Source organism: Streptomyces sp. NPDC048349, assembly GCF_040651925.1.
GTDB lineage: Bacteria > Actinomycetota > Actinomycetes > Streptomycetales > Streptomycetaceae > Streptomyces.
In genome coordinates this window covers 1-18,829 of the sequence record NZ_JBEZLA010000040.1, presented here as the reverse complement: position 1 = coordinate 18,829, position 18,829 = coordinate 1, and the positions used below count along the sequence as shown (strand labels likewise).

The window sequence follows — 18,829 nt, the reverse complement described above, 5'->3', positions numbered from 1 at the left end:
GTCCGCTGATCAGGCACTTCGCAATGTTGTGCGAACGGAACCGCCGGTGACCGGGTCAGCCGAAAGGGGGACTCGGTGAAGGTCGTATCCGGTGCCGTTCTGGCGGTGTTGGCTCTGCCTGTGGTCGTCCTGGCCCTGATTCCGGACTGATCACCGGCGTGGGAGCCGACTCGGCGGCAGCCTCGAGCAGCCTGCGCGGCGTGCCGCCGGAGTTCGAGCGCTGGATCCTCAAGGCCGTTGCCAATTGTGAGGAACACCCCGAGCTGACGCCTGCCCTGATGGCCGCTCAGCTCCAGCAGGAGTCGGGTTTCAGTACCTCCCGCAGCACCGTCTCGTACGCCAGCGCGCGAGGCCCGGCGCAGTTCGTCGACGGGACCTGGGCGAAGTACCGCAACGACGCCGACGGCAACGGGCGCGCCGACCCGTTCGACGTCGGCGACGCGGTGACTGCCCAGGGACGCTACATGTGCTCCCTGCTCGGCGACGCCAAGGCCTCCGGCCTCAAAGACGACGTCCGCCGCCTCGCGCTTGCCGGCTACAACGCCGGCTGGGGCGCCGTCCTGTACTACCGCGGGGTCCCGCCCAAGTCCTTCTCCAAGGGCCAGACCTACAACTACGTCATCAACATCATGAAGATGATGAAAGACTACGAGGGCGCGCCCCTGCTCAACGTGGGCGGCAGCGGGGCCGGCTCACAGGCACTGCGCCGGGCCGCCGCCCGGATCGGCACCCCCTACGCCTACGGCGGCGGCGGCCCAGCCGGACCGGGCCGCGGCTTCTGCGACGACGGAAACGGATACGTGCGCGGACGGTGCGCTGCCTCCACCACCACCGGGTTCGACTGCTCCTCGCTCGTGCAGTACGCGTACTGGCCGCACACCCAACTCCCCCGCACCGCCGCCGCCCAGTACAAGGTCACAGCCCACCGGCCCGTCGCACGCTGCCAGCTCCGCCCCGGGGACCTTCTGTTCTGGGCCACCGCGACGGGGGCGTCTACCACGTCGGGCTCTACGCTGGCGACGGCCAGGTCTGGGCACTGGGTGCACTGCTGGACGTTGTACCAGGCTTTGCGCTGGTGATGCCGGCCGACGGGTGGCCCGAGCGGGCTGGTGCGTTCAGCGGGCCAGGTCACGGTGCTGGTGGTGGTGTCGATGCGGAAGTGGTCGAGGGTGAATCCGCCGGTCACGGCCCGCTTCGGTGCCGGCGGTTTGATCAGCAGGCGGTGTCCTGCGGCGGTCAGCCGTTCCCGCAGGCGCCAGCTTGAATACGCGGAGTCGGCCAGGACTTCCAGCGGCTCGGTCTCCGCTTCGAGCAAGTAGGTGGCAACAGCAGCCTCGTGGTGTTCGGCTCCGGCGGCGGGTCTGAGGGTGACGGCGGTGATCAACCCGGTTTCCGGTTCGACGGCGAGGTGGGCTTTGAACCCTTCTCGTCGTTGTGAGTACGACTTGTGCACGTGCCGGGCCTCGGGATCGACCGTGGAGACCATGCGGTCATAGGCGGTGCCGCGGACGATGCGCCACCGTCCGTCCGTGCCGTCGGAGTCTTCGGCCGGCTCGACATCCTGCCCGGCGACCAGGGCCAGAATCCCCACGGCATCCGCCGCTGCGGGGCCAAGATCCTGCTCGGGCAAACGGCCCAGCAGGTGCAGGGCGTCGGTGACCAGGGCGTCCACCAGTTGGAAGCGTGCCTGCTCGTCGTTCCAGGCGATGCGGGGTTTGCCCGGATCGGCGTAGTCGTGGGCCCCGCAGTATGCGGCGGCCACGGTGCTCCGCCGGGTACTTCGCGGATCACCCGGCGGATCGCGGCGATCAGCTGGGTCACCGTGTCCTGGGTGGCCACCGCGTCGTCCAGGACCGCGGAGTCCAGTGCCCTGCGGGGCTTGCCATTCAGCACGCCAGTGGCATCGACCACCTCACGGACCACGTCGAAGAGCCGGTCCGGACATGCGGAGCGGTCCAGTCGGCGCCGGAAGTAGGCCAGTATCGAGGAGTGGAAGCCAAGGTCGTGCAGGCCCAGCCCGCATGCAGCCTTCCAGCGCAGGTCACACCGCAGTTCCTGGACGGCCTCGCTGTCGGACAAGCCGTTAAGAGTCTGCAGCACGATCGCACAGGCCAGCACACCGGGCGGGACGGAGGGCCGGCCGTTCGGCGACGGATACATGTCGGCGAACACCGCCTCCGGGAACAATGCCTCGCGATGCTCGGCCAGGAACGCGTACACACTCCCGGCCGGGATCAACTCCCGGCACGTCGCCCACACATCCGGCCCCACTGGCTCATTCCGCGCCTGCCCCATCACGCCCGCAACTCTGGGCCCAGGTCAGGGGCCGTGGAGCAGGACATCGCGGGGCCCTCACCACCCGGCCCCAAGATCTTCATCAGTCTTCTAGGAGCGGCCCGCTCCGTTGGACAGCTCCCCGGCGCACACCCAGAATCGAAAGTGTGAGGAGGTGCGCCATGGGCATCCGCATCGGCACCTTCAACGCCGAGAACCTCTTCCAGCGGCCGGTCGCCTTCGGCATCGACGACGAGGAGCAGCGCAACAAGGTACTCAAGGACTTCAAACGGCTCGTCGAAATCCTCGACAAGGACGCGTACACGGCCGACGAGAAGGCGGAGATCATCGAGATCCTGCTGGCGCACAGCATCGACGTCCGCCCGGAGCTCTCCACCAAGACGATCCTGGTGAACGAGCCCAAGGGCAGGGCCCGGCTGCTCACAGGGGAGGGCAGCGGCGTCCAGGTCAGGGACGAGGCGACGGGGCGGGATGCCTGGGTCGGCTGGGCCGAGCTGGTCCGCAGGGACCTCTCCCTGGACGCCATCGGGAACACCGCCAGGGTGATCGCCGAGGTGAACGCCGACATCCTGCTCACGGTCGAGGTCGAGGACCGGCTCACCCTGGACCGCTTCAACCGACAGGTTCTGGCCGGCCGGCTGGACGGGGAGCGTTATCCGTTCAACCTGCTGATCGACGGGAACGATGAACGCGGCATCGACGTGGGGCTGTTCAGTCGGCGTCCGATCACCTCCGTACGCTCGCACATCTTCGACAAGAAGAATCCCCGGGACCGCTTCGGCATCTTCAGCAGGGACTGCCCGGAATTCGAGATCGACATCGACGGCCGGCCGCTGTGGCTGCTGGGGAACCACTTCAAGAGCAAGCGCGGCGGGGGTGGGGCGGACAAGCGCAAGCTCCAGGGTGAGCGCTGCGCCCAGATCTACCGGGACGCCCTCGAACGCTCGGACCACGTCGTGGTCGCCGGGGACCTCAACGACACCCCGGCCAGCCCGCCGCTCGGCTTCCTCCTGAACGCCGGCCTGCAGGACGCGATGAGCCACGGCAGCTACGAGGGGCCGGAGGGCACCCACGGCAAGTGCAAGGCGGCCGACAAGATCGACTACCTGATGTTCTCGCCGGAGCTGTTCGGCAAGGTGAGCGAGGTGAAGCTGGAGACGCGCGGGATCTTCGAGTTCGGCGACCCGTTCGACAGCGTGCACGGACCGCACGACCAGGCCTCCGACCACGCGGCCCTGTTCGCCGACCTCGACCTGTGAAGGGGTCCGGAAAAGCCGGACGGCCGCCACCTCCGCAGCCGTCCGGCTCACCGCTTCCCCAAGGATCCGGGGCAGGGCCGTGGAGCAAGACATCGCGGGACACTCACCACCCGACCGCAAGATCTTCATCAGTCTTCTAGGGCGGGCTCGTCCGGTCCCTGTGCAAGCAATGGTGTGGCCCTCGAACTTCGGCAACAGGGGCAGGAACTTGAACATGCTGTCGGCCTGTCGACGGCATGAGAGCTTGGAGAAGTACGGTCAGCTGCCATGGCCCCTGGCGCCGTCCCGCCGGGTGGCGCCCCCGGCCCTGCACCGCCAGGGTGCAGGGCCGGGGTACAGCATTTTGGTGAGCACGTTGCCGAAGTGCTGGACCCGACACTTCGTCCGGGCGGCCGGTCAGAGGGCATCCTTCGGAGATCTTGGCCGCCTGCCGGTCAGCCGGCCTGTGCGTAGGCGTCAGAGATCGGTGCGACGACCCAGGCTTCTTCGGCGTTGCCGGACGGGGTGTTCGGAGCGACCCGTAGTCCGGTGACTGCTTCATCTGATTGCGTACCGGCTTGTGAACGGATCTCCTTCCTGGTCTCGGTCTGCCTGACGTTGGCGGAACCACGGGCCTGCAGGCCCGTGCGGCGAGTGCGCCGGGTGATGGTCGGGGTCTCGGCTTCCAGGAGGGTGCTGGGGGGCACGACGACGATTCCGGTCTGTGGCTGGGCGCTGGGCTCGACAGGCGGATCGCCTGCGAGAAGGAGTGAGAGCAGGACCGTGGTCGACTTGGTGGTGAGGATCTCGGCTGCTTCCTGGAGGCGGTGCTGCTGGTCCACCGGGAGGGAGAGCGCCAGGCACTCGGCCTGCCCGTTGCCGAGGTTGACGGGGAGGGGAACCGCCACGCACACCTCTCGGGTGGAGTACTCCTGCCGGTCGAACTGGGGAGCGCGGGGTCCGCGTCCGTCGAGGTCACGGAAGAGGGTCCGGGGGTCGGTGATGGTGCGCGAGGTCAGCCTGGCCGCATGATGACGGGACAGGTGGTCCATGCGCTCCTCATAGGACAGCTGGGCGAGCAGGCTCTTTCCGACCGCGCTGGCGTGAGCTGAGGCCCTGAAGTCGACCCACTCGTAGACGCGTGGGGCGTCAGGGCCGTCAGAGAATCGGGAGATGGAGATTTCGCCGTCGGTGTAGCTGCTGACGTACACGGCGGCGCCGACGGCATCTCGCAAGGCGGCCAGCGTCTGCTGCATCGCGTGTTCCGAGCGTCCGCCCTCGCGTACGGACAGCTCGAGGAGCGCGGGGCCGGGTGTGTAGCCGCCGTCGGCGAGACGGGCGGCCAGGCGCCGGCGGTAGAGCCAGCCGAGGAGCTGCTCGAGTACGGCCTTGGGCAGGCTGGTCGCCTTGACGAGTTCGGCCGGGCTCAGTGCGACGGTCGATCCGTTGAGGGTGTGAAGGATCCTCAGGGCCCGTTCGACGGACCGCCACTGGCCCGGTGCGGGGCCCTGGCCCGGAACCTGCCGTGCGGCAACCGACAGCTGCGGAGCGCGCAGCGGGAAGGCCGACCACAGGGCGCTGCGCCCTGGCGATGTGTGGGTGAGGGGCCAGATGGAGGGTGTCTGGTCTGTGGTGTCGGCTGGGGCGAGCGGCTCGGCCGGCCTGGCTGCGGCGGGCCAGGTGTCGCGCATCGGCGGCATCGGCTGCAGCGGGGACGGGTCGCTGTCCTGGGGGGCGCCGCTGTCGGTGGGCGTTCCGGAGTCGGCGGATTGCATGGTGGGGGCGAGGTTGAGGGCGGCGCGCATCTCCTCGATGAACTCGGGGTCCTGGACCATGGCAGAGGCCGCGTCCCCTTCGTCGGCCTGTCCGGTGACCTGGGCGAGGAGGAGCTGGGCGTCGCCGTGTCCCAGGCGGGCCGCCTCGGCGACCAGGAAACGGACTTCCTCGCGCCCGTCTTGGCCGTATTCGCGGTAGATGACGACGGCGAGGCGGAACACCGCGCCCGGGTGCTCGTGCTCGACAGCGTCACCCAGCCAGTTCGCCGCTGCCTCCAGCTCGTCCCGTCGCAGGGCTTTGGACCCGAGCCGGTAGCACGAATTGGCCTGCACTCTCTCCTCGCTCCGCGCTGGGAGACAGCCGTCTGTGGGAAGGCCCCAGTCTCCGTCGGGCCGGTCCCAGAAGTCCGGCGGCCCGCTCAGCTCGGACAGCAGAGCGGTGAGCCCGGCTGGAACTTCCGGCGCCGGGCCCTGGCCTCGGTATCCGTCGTACCTGCTTTCGTCACTCACCTGATGTCCTCTTCCCCGCGCCGCTGTCCCCGTGCCGCTGTTGTCCCCGCAGCCCGAGGCGAATATGCCGATGGAGCTTGCGTCGTAGCTCCCGGATCGCCTTGCTGCGCTGCACCCGAACCTGGACCAGCGATATCCCCAGCTCGGCTGCGATGTCCTTGTCCGCTGCCCCGCTGCTTTGCAGCTGCACCACTTTCCGGTATTGGGTGTCGCCCAGCTCCTGGATTGCCGGGTCGACGACCTCCCTCAGCACGTGGAGCTCTTCCGCCCGCCTCAGCGCCCGCCGGGTGCGCAGCCGGTCCAGTTCCTCCTCGCCGACCAGGGCGAGCCGGTCGGCACGGAACTTGTCCACGGCCAGATTGCGGGCGGCGACCAGCAGGTAGCCCATCACGTTGCGGCCCGGTGCGGCTCTGCGCTCCAGGCACTTCTTGGCCGTAGTGAGGAACGCTTCCTGCGCGACGTCCTTGCACTGCTCCACCGACATGCCGGGGAAGCACTTGCACAGATGCCGCACGGCCTGCGTCATATAGGCCGGGTAGCAGTCCAGCAGCCGCTGCCCCACCCCTTGCTCCAGGCGCAGTCCCGCGTCGCCGGAGTCACCGTCCGCTACCACAGACCGGGCTCCCCGCCCCGGGCTGCCGCCTTGGCCGGCACCCCGGGTGAAGTCACCGTCACGACCGCACGCCCGCTCAAGGCCTCCACCTCAACCCGCATGGCCCACGGCCTGGCGCAGCCACACCCGGTACAGCCCGACGCCGCGGCCGTGGATACCGCGGGCTCGAGCGGCGCAGCGGTACGGGCGAGACGCCCGCGCAAACCCACGGCCCAGGACTGGCGCCACACGGCGCCCAGCGCGTGGACCGCGCTCAAAGCGGCCGGGACCAGCCCAACCCACTCCCAGGACGATGTCATGCAGGGGCTCCCGATCTCATCGATAGTCGCGACGCCGAACGCGCCGTCACCCACTGACGAATCCAGGAGGCAGAAGATAAACGGCTGATCACAAGAGATCGAAATTGTGTGATCACGACACCGGTAAGACCGAAACAAGGCTGCAGCGGGACCAACGATGACGGCCGCCAAGCAACCACGGGAACTGTCGGCACCGTTCAGGCGAGGCGGAGCGCCGACAGGCAGCGCAGGACGCCACCCCCAGTGACCGGTACCCCTGAACACCGGCCGGCGGGCCACCACTCCCGCGAAGCCGTCGGCGACCGACACGAAGGGACCGCCGTCCCCACAGGAACGACGGCCCACAGCCCCGCACACCCGGCCTACGGGGCGGGAGTGAACTCCACCTCCGTGCCGCCGCAGCCGGCCGCGATCTCGTACAGCCGCTCCCGCTCCGCCTCATCCACCGCCAGGCCCCAGCGGAGCTTGGTCGCGGTCCACTCCGCGCCGTACCGGCACAGCGCCTCCGGCGACGGCGGCAGCCATTGCGCCGGATCCTGGTCCGCCTTCTGCCGGTTCGACCGGGCCGTCACCGCGACCAGCGACGCCGGCTGCCCCTGGTCGTTCGCGTACGCCTCCCGCCTTTGTGCGGTCCACGAGCTGGCGCCCGAATCCCAGGCCTCGGCGAGCGGGACCATGTGGTCGATGTCCAGGCGTCCTGCGTCCGTCACGGTGACGTCGTCGTAGTACGACAACCACATGCCCCCGCTCAGTACGCAGCCCGGCCCGATCTCCGGGTACTCGACCGCCTCTGCGAGCAGCACCTCCTGGCGGGTGTTGCAGCCGTCGGCTGGCAGGTCACCGGCATTCCAGTGCCGGAAGCTGGTGCGCCGGTAGCCGGTACGGTCCTCCACCGCGACCGGCAGCGCGGACACCGCGACACCGATCGGAAGGACCTGAGGCACCGCCGCACGCTCTGGGGCGGCGTGCGCGGTCGTGGCGGGCAAAGACAGGGCAAGGGCAACGGCGGCCGCGGTAGCGGCCCGCATAAGCAAGATCATCACCCAGCGGTTCTACCGGCCGCCCCCACCCCGGCGACAGGCCCCAGGCGCCTACTTCACCCGCCTGGGACAACCGATTCACCGCCGAAACGCCACTGCACTCACGAATGCGGCGAAGTAACAAAGGCTTCTGCTCGTCCCGCAGCCAGTGGGGCATCCCGGTTCAAGCGGGCGCTGTCAAGCCCCGACTTTCCGGGCCATGACCACACCCCCGGGTCTGAGGCCCAATGGAGACACGGACACGGCAGGAACACCGACAAAACGCCCGCCAGGGGTCCGGACCCCCACCTCCTCGACCATCCCCTCTAAGGACTTTCCCTCATGGCCATCACCAGGACCCGACGCCTCGTACCCCTCCTGATCGCCAGCACCATCGCCGCCGGAGCCATCTCCCTCACCACCACCTCGGCATTCGCCGCCCCCACTCCCACCACCGTCACCACGCCCTGCACTCCCCAAACGAGCGTGTTCTGCGGCGGCGGTAGCAGCGGCATGTACGGCACCAGCTCGAATATGGGCACGACGGAATGGATGTACGAGCGCTTTGGCGGTATGTCGAACCGCACCCCCCAAAACTACCTCTGACAACAACCCCGACGCCCCACCTGCTCCACAGGTGGCCTGAGCACGGCCAAGGCCGCCACCCCCAGGGTGGCGGCCCGCAGTGCTTCTGTGCCCACCTGGGAGGCCGGCGGCAAAACAGGGGAGGCTTTGATCAACGTCACCGCAACCGTTCAGCAAACGCGCCCGTACAGCTGAAGCCGGGACGGGAAGCCTCTGACCTGGCCTTTTGGGGATGAGAAACAGGCTTTTAAGCTTGCCGTTTAACCCGTGACGCGTCTCGGCTTGGTTCCCTGCTTGTGGTGGCTGGGGTGGGAGTACGGTTTGCCGGTATTCAGAACTCGCCCGACGTCGTGGATGGCGGCGGGGCGGCGGTTCCTGGAGCCGACCGGTTGCCCGGGGCCGGGCCGTGAGGATTTTGGTGCACCGGCCAGCAAAGATCATTGACCAGCAGCAGTCACAAGACCGAGGTGACCTATCGGTAGCCAAATACATGCCGGGATCGTTCCACACCCGCGACGGGCTCAGCTCCAGCAGCTCGATCTTCCCGTGGCCGATCGGCTCGCCGTGGGCGGTGCCCGCGAAGGCGGCCAGGCTGCCCACGCCCGGTGCGGCGGCGGTGACGAGTCGTGCGGTGCGCTTGCCGAGCATGTGGGGTCCCCCGTCATCCGTCCGCCGGCGGTCTCTCCCCCGCGGACGCCCTGGACGGTGCCCGCCCGCCCCGCCTCCGCTCCCTGTGCGTTCCGCTGAGCGGAACGCACATCCGGCTCTGCGGACTCCGCCGTTTGCCCGGCGCCGCGGTGCGCTCTCCTCACGGCAGTGTTTTGGTGAGGCGAAATGCCTGCGCACTGCCGGGAAGTGACGTACTTCACGGACGGCGACGGCACCAGCACCGGAAGGACGGGACGCGAGTGAGGACTTTGTCTGTGCGCAGAGGCAGCACCCGGAGGGGTGAGGCGGGACGGCGGTCCGGGGGCGGGCCTTCCAGGGGCGCGCCGGCAGCGGCCCGGAGCCACTGGCACCGACGGCTCTTCGTCGTAGCTCTGGCACCCCTGCTCGCCCTGACGCCCGCTCTCGCGAGCGCCCACGACGCGTGGCGGGCCGTCCCCGATCTGCCCACGCCCCGGTACGGCCTCGCGGGCACAAGTGCCCCCTGCCCCAAGGAGGTCGAGGGGCTCAAGGGCACGTGCGTGTACGCCATCGGCGGCCACAACGGCTCGCCCACGCTGGACACCGTGGAGGCGTACAGCCCCGCCACGAACACGTGGCGCACCCTGCCCGGCCTGCCCACAGCCCGCTACGCGCTGAGGGCCACCACGGCACCCTGTCCCAAGGACCTGGAAGGGCTCAGGGGGACGTGCGTGTACGCCATCGGCGGTTTCACAGGCGCCGAGTGGCCGGACCCCGCCTTCGACGTGGGGACGGTGGAGGCGTACAGCCCTGCCACGAACACGTGGCGGACGCTGCCCAGCCTGCCCACCCCCCGCAGCTTCCCGGCGGCGACGACAGCTCCCTGTCCCAGGGGCGTCGACGGGCTGAAGGGCAGCACCTGCGTGTACGCCATCGGCGGCGCCTTCAGCGACACGGTGGAGGCGTACAGCCCGGCCACGAACACCTGGCGGACGCTGCCCTCGCTCGGCACTCCCCGCGACGCCCCGGCCGCCGCGACGGCTCCCTGCCCCGAGGGCGTCGACGGGCTGAAGGGCAGCAGCTGCGTGTACGCCATCGGCGGCGCCTCCGCCATCGGCAGCATTCTCGACACCGTGGAGGCGTACAGCCCGGCCACGAACACGTGGCACACAGCGGCCCCGCTGGGCAGCCCCCGCGTGGCACTGGGCGCAACCGCCGGCCCCTGCCCCAAGGGCGACAGAGGCCCGAAGCAGTCGTGCGTATACGCGATCGCCGGCTTCACCGATTTCACTGACATCGCCACGGGCTCGGCAGAGGTTCTGAACCCTGCCGTGAACACCTGGAGCGCCCTGCCCGCTCTGGCCACCCCCCGTTTCGAGCTGGGCACTGCGACCGCGCCGTGCCCTAAGGACTCCCGAGGTCTGACGCGTACCTGCGTGTACGCCTTCGGCGGCGCGGGCGACCCCCCGTTCCCGATCCTCGGCTCCGTGGAAGCCCTCCCCGTCGGCGGCTGACAAGGGAACCTCATCTCGCCACGGGGCCATCCAACACGGCGGGGCCGCCAGCCTCGGTGTTGGGTCGAGTCTTAGGTGCCGCGGCGGGGTTTGGTGCCTGTCTTGTGGTGGGTGGGTCGGCGGTAGGGCTGGCCGGTGACGAGTTCCAGACCGACGTCGTGGCGTGCTGCCGGATGGCGGTTCTTCGAGCCGGGCGGCCGTCCGGGGCCTGGGCCGGAAGGTTTGGGAACAGCCGCTGGCGAGGGCAGCCGCGCTTGGAGGTTCCGAAACCCGCGGCGGACGCGGGCCGGCGTCAGCCTGTTCGGGTCGGCCGGCTTCTCCCAGGGACGTCGCAGGTCGACGGCGATCGGGCGGGCCAGGCGGAGCTGGGTATGGGCCGCGATGACCAGCCAGGTCCAGCGGTCGGCTGCCTCTGGTTCACGGACCTTCGGCCTGGTCCAGCCCATCGTCTGTTTGATCATTCTGAAGGTGTGCTCGATGTCGAATCGGCGCAGGAACGCCTGCCAGCAGCGGTCGAGGCCCACGGCTGTGGCGTCCACGCGTGACCACCACAGCCAGATCGGCTTCGGGTCGCCGCCGGAGGGCAGGTGCTCGACTTCGAGACGGATGACGGTGCCGGAGATGATGGGCAGTTCACCGTCGTGGCCGAGCCAAGCGGCCCTGCGGGTCAACCGGGGGTGGAGACGGTCCCACGCCTGTGCTGTCGCTTTCCCATAGCGGCGGGTGTCGGTCACGGTCATGGCCTGCTCAGTGCCCCAGGTCGCGGGGTCACCGAAGATGAACTCGCCTCCGTGCTTGGGCGGGCGTCCGCCCTTGTGGTCGTAGACGCGGGGCGGGGTCGGCCGGCGCATGACCCGGTCCGAACGCGTCCGGCCGAGCACCTCGACGGGCAGATCGGCCAGGAAGTGGGCGATGCGGGGCGCGTCGTATCCGGCGTCCAGCACGATCAAGATGTCGTGGTCCCCCGGGGCCCACTGGCCGGCATCGACCAGGCGCTCAACGACTTCGCGGACCTGGGCGATGGTTACGGCAGCGACGTCCGCGCCAGGGCCGAGGCGAACGGCGTCCAGGATCGCGGTCCAGGAGGTTCGGCCCGCCTCCAACGCGGCCACGAACGAGTACGGCCAGCCGGGGATCATCCGGTGCTCGTTCCTCCCTCGCCCGTAGGTGTGACAGAACGAGCGGTCAGGCGAGGTTGCGGCGTCCGGCCGCAGCCACGGACTGACGTCGACGGCCAGGACCAGGCGCCCGTCCGCGGCCTTCGGCAACGGCATCCCGGCCAGAGACCGCCGCAGCCGCGAGACATCCAGACGGCCTCGGTTGAGAGCGCCGTAGAGAGCCCCGTGACCACGGCGGTGTTCGGGAGCAAGCGCGAGATCAACCAGGGTCCGGACCGGGCCGTCAGAGCACAGAAGCGCGTCTGTCAGCTCGAACAAGGTGTCCGCCCGTCCGGTCATCGACGCGTACAGCTCCGCCCGGAAGCATTGCAGCACCGCGAACGCCTCACACCCCAGCAAACTCATCCGCACGGCCTCCGGCTGCTTTCACGTGCACTCCTTGGTCGGATGCACAGAATCAGTCGGAGGCCGCCCTCACGTCTGGTGAGTCCCCAGGTGAGAGACCAAGTACGAGCCGCCGTTCGAGGTCACGGGTTAAACGGCAAGCTTAGAACGTGGCGGTCGTGGTGCGCATGAGGCAGATGGGCGTAGGAAACGAGGACGGTCTTCTGCACGGTGGGCTCTCCTGAGTGGGCGGTCGGTCACAGCCAACGGGCACTGCGGTGCGGCGACGGCGGTGCGCGAGCGGTGGAGAGCGGCGGGGTGCCTAGAAGGCATGGCCCTTTCCGGTCGTCATGAGGTGATCCTGGTCGACAACCGACCTTGGGACCAGTACGTCGGGCCCGCCGCCCGCCCCCGCCACGTGGCCGTACGGCTGCCGGACGGGCGCCGGGTGCTGTCGCGCCTTGACCGCGTCGCTGTCCGCCGCTCTCGCCCGCTCCATCGCCGCCGCCGGGCCCGGGCGGCGCGCCCACACCGACGACGGCGAGCGGTACACCACCACCGAGGGCCTGGTCGTGGAAGTAGAGGCCGGCACCACCCGGCACGCCACCGTCTCGATCACCCGCATCCGCTGACCGACGAAAGCGGGGCCGGGCAGGTCCTCGCCCGCATCCGCCGCCAGTGCCGCGAGCGGCATACGGATGAACAGAACACCGCCGACGCCTTCAGCTTCGCCATCAACGGCTCAACGCACCCACGGCACAACCGCGGGCCCGCCTCGATGTCCACCGACGCCACCAACCGCAGCCGAGGTGCCCCCGTCCGGCCCATAGGGGCACCGTAGGCCGCGCGTGATCGAGCAGCATCCGCCCGATCGCCCAGCCGGCCACCCATTCCGGCAACGGTTTGTCCGCGTGTCAGCTCTCCGTGTCTTCGGCTTCACAGTGATCGTTAATGGGGCAAGCGGACGCGGCTTCCGGCCGCGTGGGGGCAAGCCGTCAACACGCCTCCGGTCGTCCGGCGGGTGAGCGCGCGGCGAGCGTTCAGCCGCCGCGGGAATCCGTACACGATCTGCCTGCTCGGCCGGCGGGCAGCCGAGAGGAGACTTGACCATGCCACGTGCTGTACAGCGGGGTTCGTCGCAGCCAGGGCCTGGCCTTCGCATTCCGCCTCCGGCTCTCACTGTGCTGCTGCGGGGTCCGCGTGCTCTCCAGGCCCGCTTCGACAGGCATAACGAGGTGTTGGGGGACTGGTTCCCCGGGCTGGGCCGCATCGTGTGGTTGCGGGACCCACAGCTGATCGAACAGGTGGTGCGCTCTCCGGGAACGGATTTCGCCGAGCTCGGCCGGCTTCTGCAGCCGAGCCTCGGGCCGTCACTGGCATCCGTTGAGGGAGCAGAGCATCGGGAGATCCGTCAGGTGGTTGCTCGCAGTGTGCGAGGGGAGGCCCTCACCGGCTGCCGGGCAGCGATCGCCGCCTCGGCGCAGCGGCTGGCCGATTCCTGTCCGGTGAATGCCCCCTTCCGCCTGACGCCGTTGTTGGAGCGAGCACTGCTCAGGGCCAACCTCGAGGTAACTGTGGGTGGTGCCGGAGTGCGCGACGTGGATCGGTGGACGGATACGTTTATCCGTCTTCGCCGCACAACTGATTCCTTTCCCGCGGTGCTGCATTGCATCGGCGTGCTTCCATGGTTTCCACCGCTGCGGCGGATCCGTGAGGACTGTCGCGCCCTGGTCCGGGCCGAGGTGGTGCGTCGGCGCAGGTTGGCCGTGGCTTCGCCGGACCTTCTGGGTCGGTTGTTGTCTGCCGACAGCACGTACCTGCCCGACGCGCGCGTGTGCGACAACATTCTCGCCTTTCTCTTCGGCGGTCAGGGCGCCGTCGCGGCCGCGGCATGGACCATCGAGCGTCTGGTCCGGCACCCTGCGGCGTGGGAGCGTGTGGCCGCCGAGGCCGCCACCGGGAGCGGTGCCTACACGGATGCCGTGATCTACGAGAGTCTGCGCGTGCGGCCAGCAACGGGCAGGGTCGCATGGCGACTGCGTGAACCATGCGAGATCAACGGATACCGCATTCCCGCCCGGACCTGGGTCCTCGTCAGCATCTGGGATCTTCACCATGACCGTCGTCACTATCCCCAGCCGGGGCAGTTCCAGCCCGAGCGTTTCCTCGGCAAGCGCCCACCGCGCCAGGCCTGGCTGCCGTTCGGAGCCGGCCCACACGCATGTCCGGCCGGCCAACTCGCGCTGCTGCAGATCAAGGAGGTGGTTCACGCATTGGCCCGCCGGGGACGCCTGGCACCGGCCGGGCCCCGTGACGAACAGATCAGCTGGAGATCAGGCGTCGAACTGTTTCCCTCCCGCGGCTGCTCGGTCATCCTCCGGGGCTGAGGGCCGGCGTTGCCGACGGGCGGGGCCTGCCCGGATCGCGATACCCCGCCTGGATCCGTCCGCCGTGCCTGTTGTCGGGCGAGGTGGTCCGCCCCTGCCGCTGTCGTTCATCGACTGGATTAGTTGCCGCGCCGGTTTCAGCAGCGACTCGCCCGCCTAACGGCAGTGGCCGCACACCGGCGACGCCCGCGCTCTGGGGGTGGTGGTCCTGCACACGGCAAGGAGGTCGCCCCCTCCTCGGGTGGCCTGCTGGCGGGTTCCCAGAACAGCTCTGCGCAGGAGAACGAGCAGATGTCGCCAAGTCCGCGCTGTAGGCCGTCTGGCTGGTCGTGGAAGCGAGCAGCCGTGACGTCACCGTTCATAGATCGTTGCGGTCGGTGTGAAATGCGCCAGGACCCTGCTCCTGCTTCCGGTGACACCACGTTCTTTCGACGCTCGAGACTGGCGGGTGCCCTGCTCTCGAGGGGAGCGGCCATGCATGTGAATCAGGTGTGCCACGCTTACGGACGGCGGACCGTCCTGCGCGGCATCGATCTGGATCTTGAGCCAGGGGTGCTGGCCGGCATCGTCGGCGAGAACGGGGCCGGCAAGAGCACTCTGCTGAAGGTCCTTTCCGGCGAGTTGCAGCCGGACAGCGGGACTGTGCACCATCGCGGCGGGTTCGGCTACTGCCCGCAGGAGATTGTCCTCAACCCTGCCCTCACCGTCCGGCAGCATCTGAAGTTCTTCCAGGTTGCTTTCGGTCTTCGAGACCTGCGCCACGCCGAGGGGATCATGGACGTCCTGCGGTTCTGCGAGTACGGCGACGTGCGGGCCGGGGTACTGAGCGGCGGCACGCGCCAGAAGCTGAACCTCACCCTGGCTCTCATGCATGACCCGCAGGTGTTGCTGCTGGACGAGCCCTATCAGGGCTTCGACTGGGACACCTATCAGCGCTTCTGGGACCTGGCCGTGCGGCTGCGTGACGCCGGCCGGTCCGTGCTGATGGTGTCCCACCTGGCCCACGACAGCGGGCGGCTCGATGAGTTGTGGCGGTTGGAGCACGGGGTGCTGCAGGGCGAGCCGACGAGGGCGTCATGAGGCGGCACCTGGTCCTGTTCTGCACGGCCGTCCGCTACGACCTGGCCGAGCATGCCCGCAACCGGTTCGCCATAGTGCTGGTGATCTTCTACGTCCCCGCCTGGATCGCTCTGACCCATGCGGCCATGCCCGACAAGGCTGTTCCGTTCGAGCTCAAAGCGACCGGAGAGCTCCTGAGCACGACAGGCAATGAACTCACCGGGCTTAACGGGGCCATCAATGCCGTCACTCTGATTACCGGGTTCATGATGTTTGCTGCCACCTTCACCGGTGGCCGCTTCGACCGACGTCTGGTCATGGCCGGTTACCCCCGCCTGCACCTCCTACTGGCCAAGACCACGTCACTGGCCCTGGCCTCCGCGCTCGTCGCCGCCTACGCAACCACCGTCATCTGTCTGTCCTGGTCCCCCCGCCAGCCCCTTCTGCTCGCGTCGGCCTTGTTCTGCGCCGCCTTGACCTACGGGGCCCTGGGCGTCATCTTCGGCTCCCTGCTGCGCCGCGAAGTGGAAGGCATGTTTGCCATCGTGATGACCAGCGTGGTGGACAACGCCCTGCAAAACCCCATCCTCAGCTCCGGCGCCAACAGCTGGGCCATGCGGTTCCTGCCGTCCTACGGAGCCCTCCAAGCCGGTGCCGCCGCCGGGTTCTCCGACACCTCCGTGCCCGGCTACCTCGGCATCGAACTGTTGTGGTTCGGCGCTACAGCCCTCCTCGCCCTCCTCGCCTTCCACCACCGCACTCGCAACCGGCTCTCCCGCACAGCCCGCCGGTCGTCGGGATACGGCCCGGGGCAAAGTGCCGCAACACGGAAACGCAGCGATCGGCAGCAGGGACAGTGGGCGGCCGCCCGGCTGCGGCACCCGCTGCGTTTTCGCCTCTACCGCAAGGCGGGCATCACCGACTGGACTACCGTGGCCGGCTACGAGATGTGCCGCCGCCTGGTGCACGCCTCCGGCCCCCTGGAGACCGCGATCCCCCAGCTCCTCCCCGCGCGCCTGCGCCCCATGCTGTGGGCGGTCTACGGGTACGGCCGCACCATCGACGACCTGGCCGACGCCAGGAATGAGGAGCGCCACCGGCGAACTGCGCGCGTGCGCGCATTCAGCGAATCGCTCGAAGCCGAACTGCGCAGCGGCCACAGCAGCGACCGGCTACGAGCCGCGGTCGTGCACGCCGTATGGACCTGGGACCTGCCGACAGAGAAGGTGTCCGCCACCAACGCTCTCTACCGCCTGGAAGCCCGGGGGGACCACCGGTTCGCGACGTGGGAGGACTGGCACCGCTACTGGGACACCCTCGCCTTTCCCTTCGGCATCCAGCGGTTGATGGCCCTGCTCACTCCCCCGGGCCTTGCCGTCACCCCGTCCGACACACAGGCGCTGCGCTATTGGAACTACGCCTACAGCCTGCTCGACTGCCTGCGTGACCTGTCCGAGGACGCCGAGGACGGACGGCTCAAACTCCCCGAAACCGTCCTGGACCGGCACGCGGTCACCTGCCAGGAGCTGCGCCGCGGGCAGGCAGGGGACCGGTTCACCGCCATGGTCCGCGAGCTGACGCAGCAGGGGCGTCTCTGGCTCGACCAGGCGGGGCGCATCGGGGCCGAGCACCCGCCGCTAGCCGAGGCGTTCCAGACCCTCATCGCCCTGCAGCGCCTGGAACTGCGCCGCATGGAGACCGACCCGCAAGCGCTCCTGCACCGCCGCCAGACGGTCAACACTCTGCGCTTCCGCGGCCGGCTGCTGTACGGCCGGCTACGCGTCGCCAGGGCCTGGCAGCGCCACACGACCGGCAGCGGGGCCGCGGCAGCGTCCGCCCTCCCCTGCCAGCGGCCCGAACCAAAGACAGAAGCCCCCCGCGACGAGCGACGCCTGCTCCCACCGGTGCCCCACCCCAGCGGCGTCCGCCCGCCCCCGCTGCCCGGCCCCCTGCCCCGGCACGTAGCCGTCATCATGGACGGCAACGGCCGCTGGGCCACCGACCGCAACCTGCCCCGCGGCGACGGGCACCAGGCCGGCCAACAGGCACTGCGCGATGTCATCTACGGCGCCCTGGAGATCGGTCTGGCGAACCTGAGCCTGTACGTCCTGTCCACCGAGAACTGGAGTCGCCCGGCTCCCGAGATCGAAAAAATCCTGCGCATCGTCCGAGACGGCCTCGACCTGGACACCGAAGAGGTCTGGCAGCGCGACGTGAGACTGCTATGGTCCGGACGGCCCGACAATCTGCCCCCCGAGCTGTTGGACACTCTCCGACGCACGGTCAGGGCCACCCGTACCCGGACCGGTCTGTCCGTCAACCTCTGCTTCAACTACGGCGGCCGTAACGAAATCACCGACGCCGCACAGGCCCTCGCCCGCCAGGCCGCCCGGGGCGAACTCGACCCCGACCACATCACCCACCGGCACTTCGCCCGCCACCTCCACCAACCCGACCTGCCCGACGTGGACCTTTTGATCCGCACCGGCGGCGAACAGCGCACCTCCAACTTCCTGCCCTGGCAAACCACCTACGCCGAACTCCTCTTCCTGGCTCCGCTCTGGCCGGACTTCGACCGCACCCACCTGTGGCAGGCCATCGACAGCTACGGGCGACGCGATCGCCGTTTCGGAGCCACCCGCCCCCCAGCCACCGAAACGCTAGCGACGGAGACGGTCCAGAGAACGGATCTTCCGAGATCCTCGTAGCCGTCAATCGGCCCGGCGTTCCCTGGAACTGGTATCCCGCGCTCAGGCATGCCGGACCCCGGGCGCACGGTGAGAGACCACCTCCGAGCGGCCGGGGCCGCTTTGTGCAATGAACACAGCCCCGGCCCGAAACGTCCTCACGCCCCGGTCCGCGGCCACTCCCGCGCCCCTGGGCCCGTGAGGACGCCGGCGCGGGGAAGATGGGGGAGCCACACCCCGCGCCCAGCTGGCCTGATGGCGCTCTTTGAATCTCCTCAGGTGTCGCTCTTGAGCTGGCCAAACCTGCTCAGTTGATCCCTAGGTTCTCCTGCGGGACGGCCGAGCCATTCGTAGGGTTCTGTCACCCAGGGGTGCCGGGTGTGGCTATCAGTTGATTGCCCTTGATGGCTCGGGGAGATTGGCCGCCCGGCGCCCCACAACGACTCAGCCGCTGATTGGGATGCGCGAGCAAGATCGCTGTTTAGGGACACGCCGGCGAGGTCGTCTGTGGGACCAGCGAACGCCGAGGTCATGGAGGGGCCCGTGCCTGAGATTTGGGCCGGAGTGGATGCTGGGAAGACTCATCACCACTGTGTCGTGATCAACGGCCACGGCGACAAGCTCTTGTCGCGTCGAGTACTCAACGACGAGACCGAGCTCCTGCAATCACTGGCTGACGTACTGGCCATCAGCGATGACGTGACCTGGGCCGTCGACCT

The 18,829-nt window shown here is 69.1% G+C and carries 13 protein-coding genes and 1 pseudogene; 9 read left to right on the top strand and 5 right to left on the bottom strand.

Annotation, left to right across the window (positions count from 1 at the left end):
- Window positions 1–158: 158 nt before the first annotated feature.
- Window positions 159–1,079 carry an NlpC/P60 family protein gene (locus AB0D44_RS21815; RefSeq protein ID WP_362593472.1) on the top strand — a complete coding sequence of 307 codons (921 nt, stop codon included), beginning with the start codon at window positions 159–161 and terminating at the stop codon, window positions 1,077–1,079.
- Window positions 1,080–1,147: 68 nt separating this feature from the next.
- Here AB0D44_RS21815 and AB0D44_RS21810 read toward each other — a convergent pair.
- Window positions 1,148–2,295: pseudogene (locus tag AB0D44_RS21810) on the bottom strand (transposase); the annotation flags it as partial.
- Window positions 2,296–2,456: 161 nt separating this feature from the next.
- Between AB0D44_RS21810 and AB0D44_RS21805 the strand changes: the two are divergent.
- Window positions 2,457–3,554, top strand: coding sequence for an endonuclease/exonuclease/phosphatase family protein (locus AB0D44_RS21805; protein ID WP_362593470.1), 1,098 nt, complete (start codon window positions 2,457–2,459; stop codon window positions 3,552–3,554).
- Window positions 3,555–3,988: 434 nt separating this feature from the next.
- On the opposite strand, the gene AB0D44_RS21800 is transcribed toward AB0D44_RS21805, so the two are convergent.
- The 3 genes from AB0D44_RS21800 to AB0D44_RS21790 form a co-directional block, all read right to left on the bottom strand.
- Window positions 3,989–5,641: an IclR family transcriptional regulator C-terminal domain-containing protein gene (locus AB0D44_RS21800; protein WP_362593469.1), complete on the bottom strand. Its 1,653-nt coding sequence runs from the start codon at window positions 5,639–5,641 to the stop codon at window positions 3,989–3,991.
- A 169-nt stretch (window positions 5,642–5,810) separates the two neighbouring features.
- Window positions 5,811–6,431: a sigma-70 family RNA polymerase sigma factor gene (locus AB0D44_RS21795; RefSeq protein WP_362593466.1), complete on the bottom strand. Its 621-nt coding sequence runs from the start codon at window positions 6,429–6,431 to the stop codon at window positions 5,811–5,813.
- 661 nt (window positions 6,432–7,092) lie between these two features.
- Window positions 7,093–7,770 (bottom strand): HNH endonuclease family protein, encoded by a 678-nt coding sequence (locus tag AB0D44_RS21790; RefSeq protein WP_362593607.1) that lies wholly within the window; start codon window positions 7,768–7,770, stop codon window positions 7,093–7,095.
- A gap of 321 nt (window positions 7,771–8,091) precedes the next feature.
- Here AB0D44_RS21790 and AB0D44_RS21785 point away from each other — a divergent pair, with 321 nt between their 5' ends.
- Together AB0D44_RS21785 and AB0D44_RS21780 are read left to right on the top strand one after the other, a co-directional pair.
- A complete protein-coding gene (locus tag AB0D44_RS21785) occupies window positions 8,092–8,355 on the top strand; it encodes a hypothetical protein (RefSeq protein WP_362593463.1) in 264 nt (87 codons plus the stop codon).
- Window positions 8,356–9,521: 1,166 nt separating this feature from the next.
- Window positions 9,522–10,475 (top strand): kelch repeat-containing protein, encoded by a 954-nt coding sequence (locus tag AB0D44_RS21780; RefSeq protein WP_362593461.1) that lies wholly within the window; start codon window positions 9,522–9,524, stop codon window positions 10,473–10,475.
- Between the two features lie 71 nt (window positions 10,476–10,546).
- On the opposite strand, the gene AB0D44_RS21775 is transcribed toward AB0D44_RS21780, so the two are convergent.
- Complete coding sequence (locus AB0D44_RS21775) at window positions 10,547–11,998, bottom strand: NF041680 family putative transposase (protein WP_362593458.1); 1,452 nt, start codon at window positions 11,996–11,998, stop codon at window positions 10,547–10,549.
- Between the two features lie 440 nt (window positions 11,999–12,438).
- Here AB0D44_RS21775 and AB0D44_RS21770 point away from each other — a divergent pair, with 440 nt between their 5' ends.
- From AB0D44_RS21770 to AB0D44_RS21750, 5 genes are all read left to right on the top strand, one after another.
- Window positions 12,439–12,609, top strand: a complete 171-nt coding sequence (locus AB0D44_RS21770) for a hypothetical protein (RefSeq protein WP_362593455.1) — start codon at window positions 12,439–12,441, stop codon at window positions 12,607–12,609.
- Between the two features lie 549 nt (window positions 12,610–13,158).
- The gene (locus tag AB0D44_RS21765) at window positions 13,159–14,364 is read left to right on the top strand and encodes a cytochrome P450 (protein WP_362593453.1); all 1,206 of its coding nucleotides are present in this window, start codon (window positions 13,159–13,161) and stop codon (window positions 14,362–14,364) included.
- A 474-nt stretch (window positions 14,365–14,838) separates the two neighbouring features.
- The gene (locus AB0D44_RS21760) at window positions 14,839–15,444 is read left to right on the top strand and encodes an ABC transporter ATP-binding protein (protein WP_362593450.1); all 606 of its coding nucleotides are present in this window, start codon (window positions 14,839–14,841) and stop codon (window positions 15,442–15,444) included.
- On the top strand, window positions 15,441–18,131 hold the full coding sequence (uppS, locus tag AB0D44_RS21755; RefSeq protein ID WP_362593447.1) for a polyprenyl diphosphate synthase: 2,691 nt from the start codon (window positions 15,441–15,443) through the stop codon (window positions 18,129–18,131). The genes AB0D44_RS21760 and uppS overlap by 4 nt, the downstream gene beginning before the upstream one ends.
- A gap of 510 nt (window positions 18,132–18,641) precedes the next feature.
- Window positions 18,642–18,829: transposase (locus AB0D44_RS21750; protein ID WP_362593445.1), on the top strand; the 188-nt coding region annotated here is incomplete at its 3' end.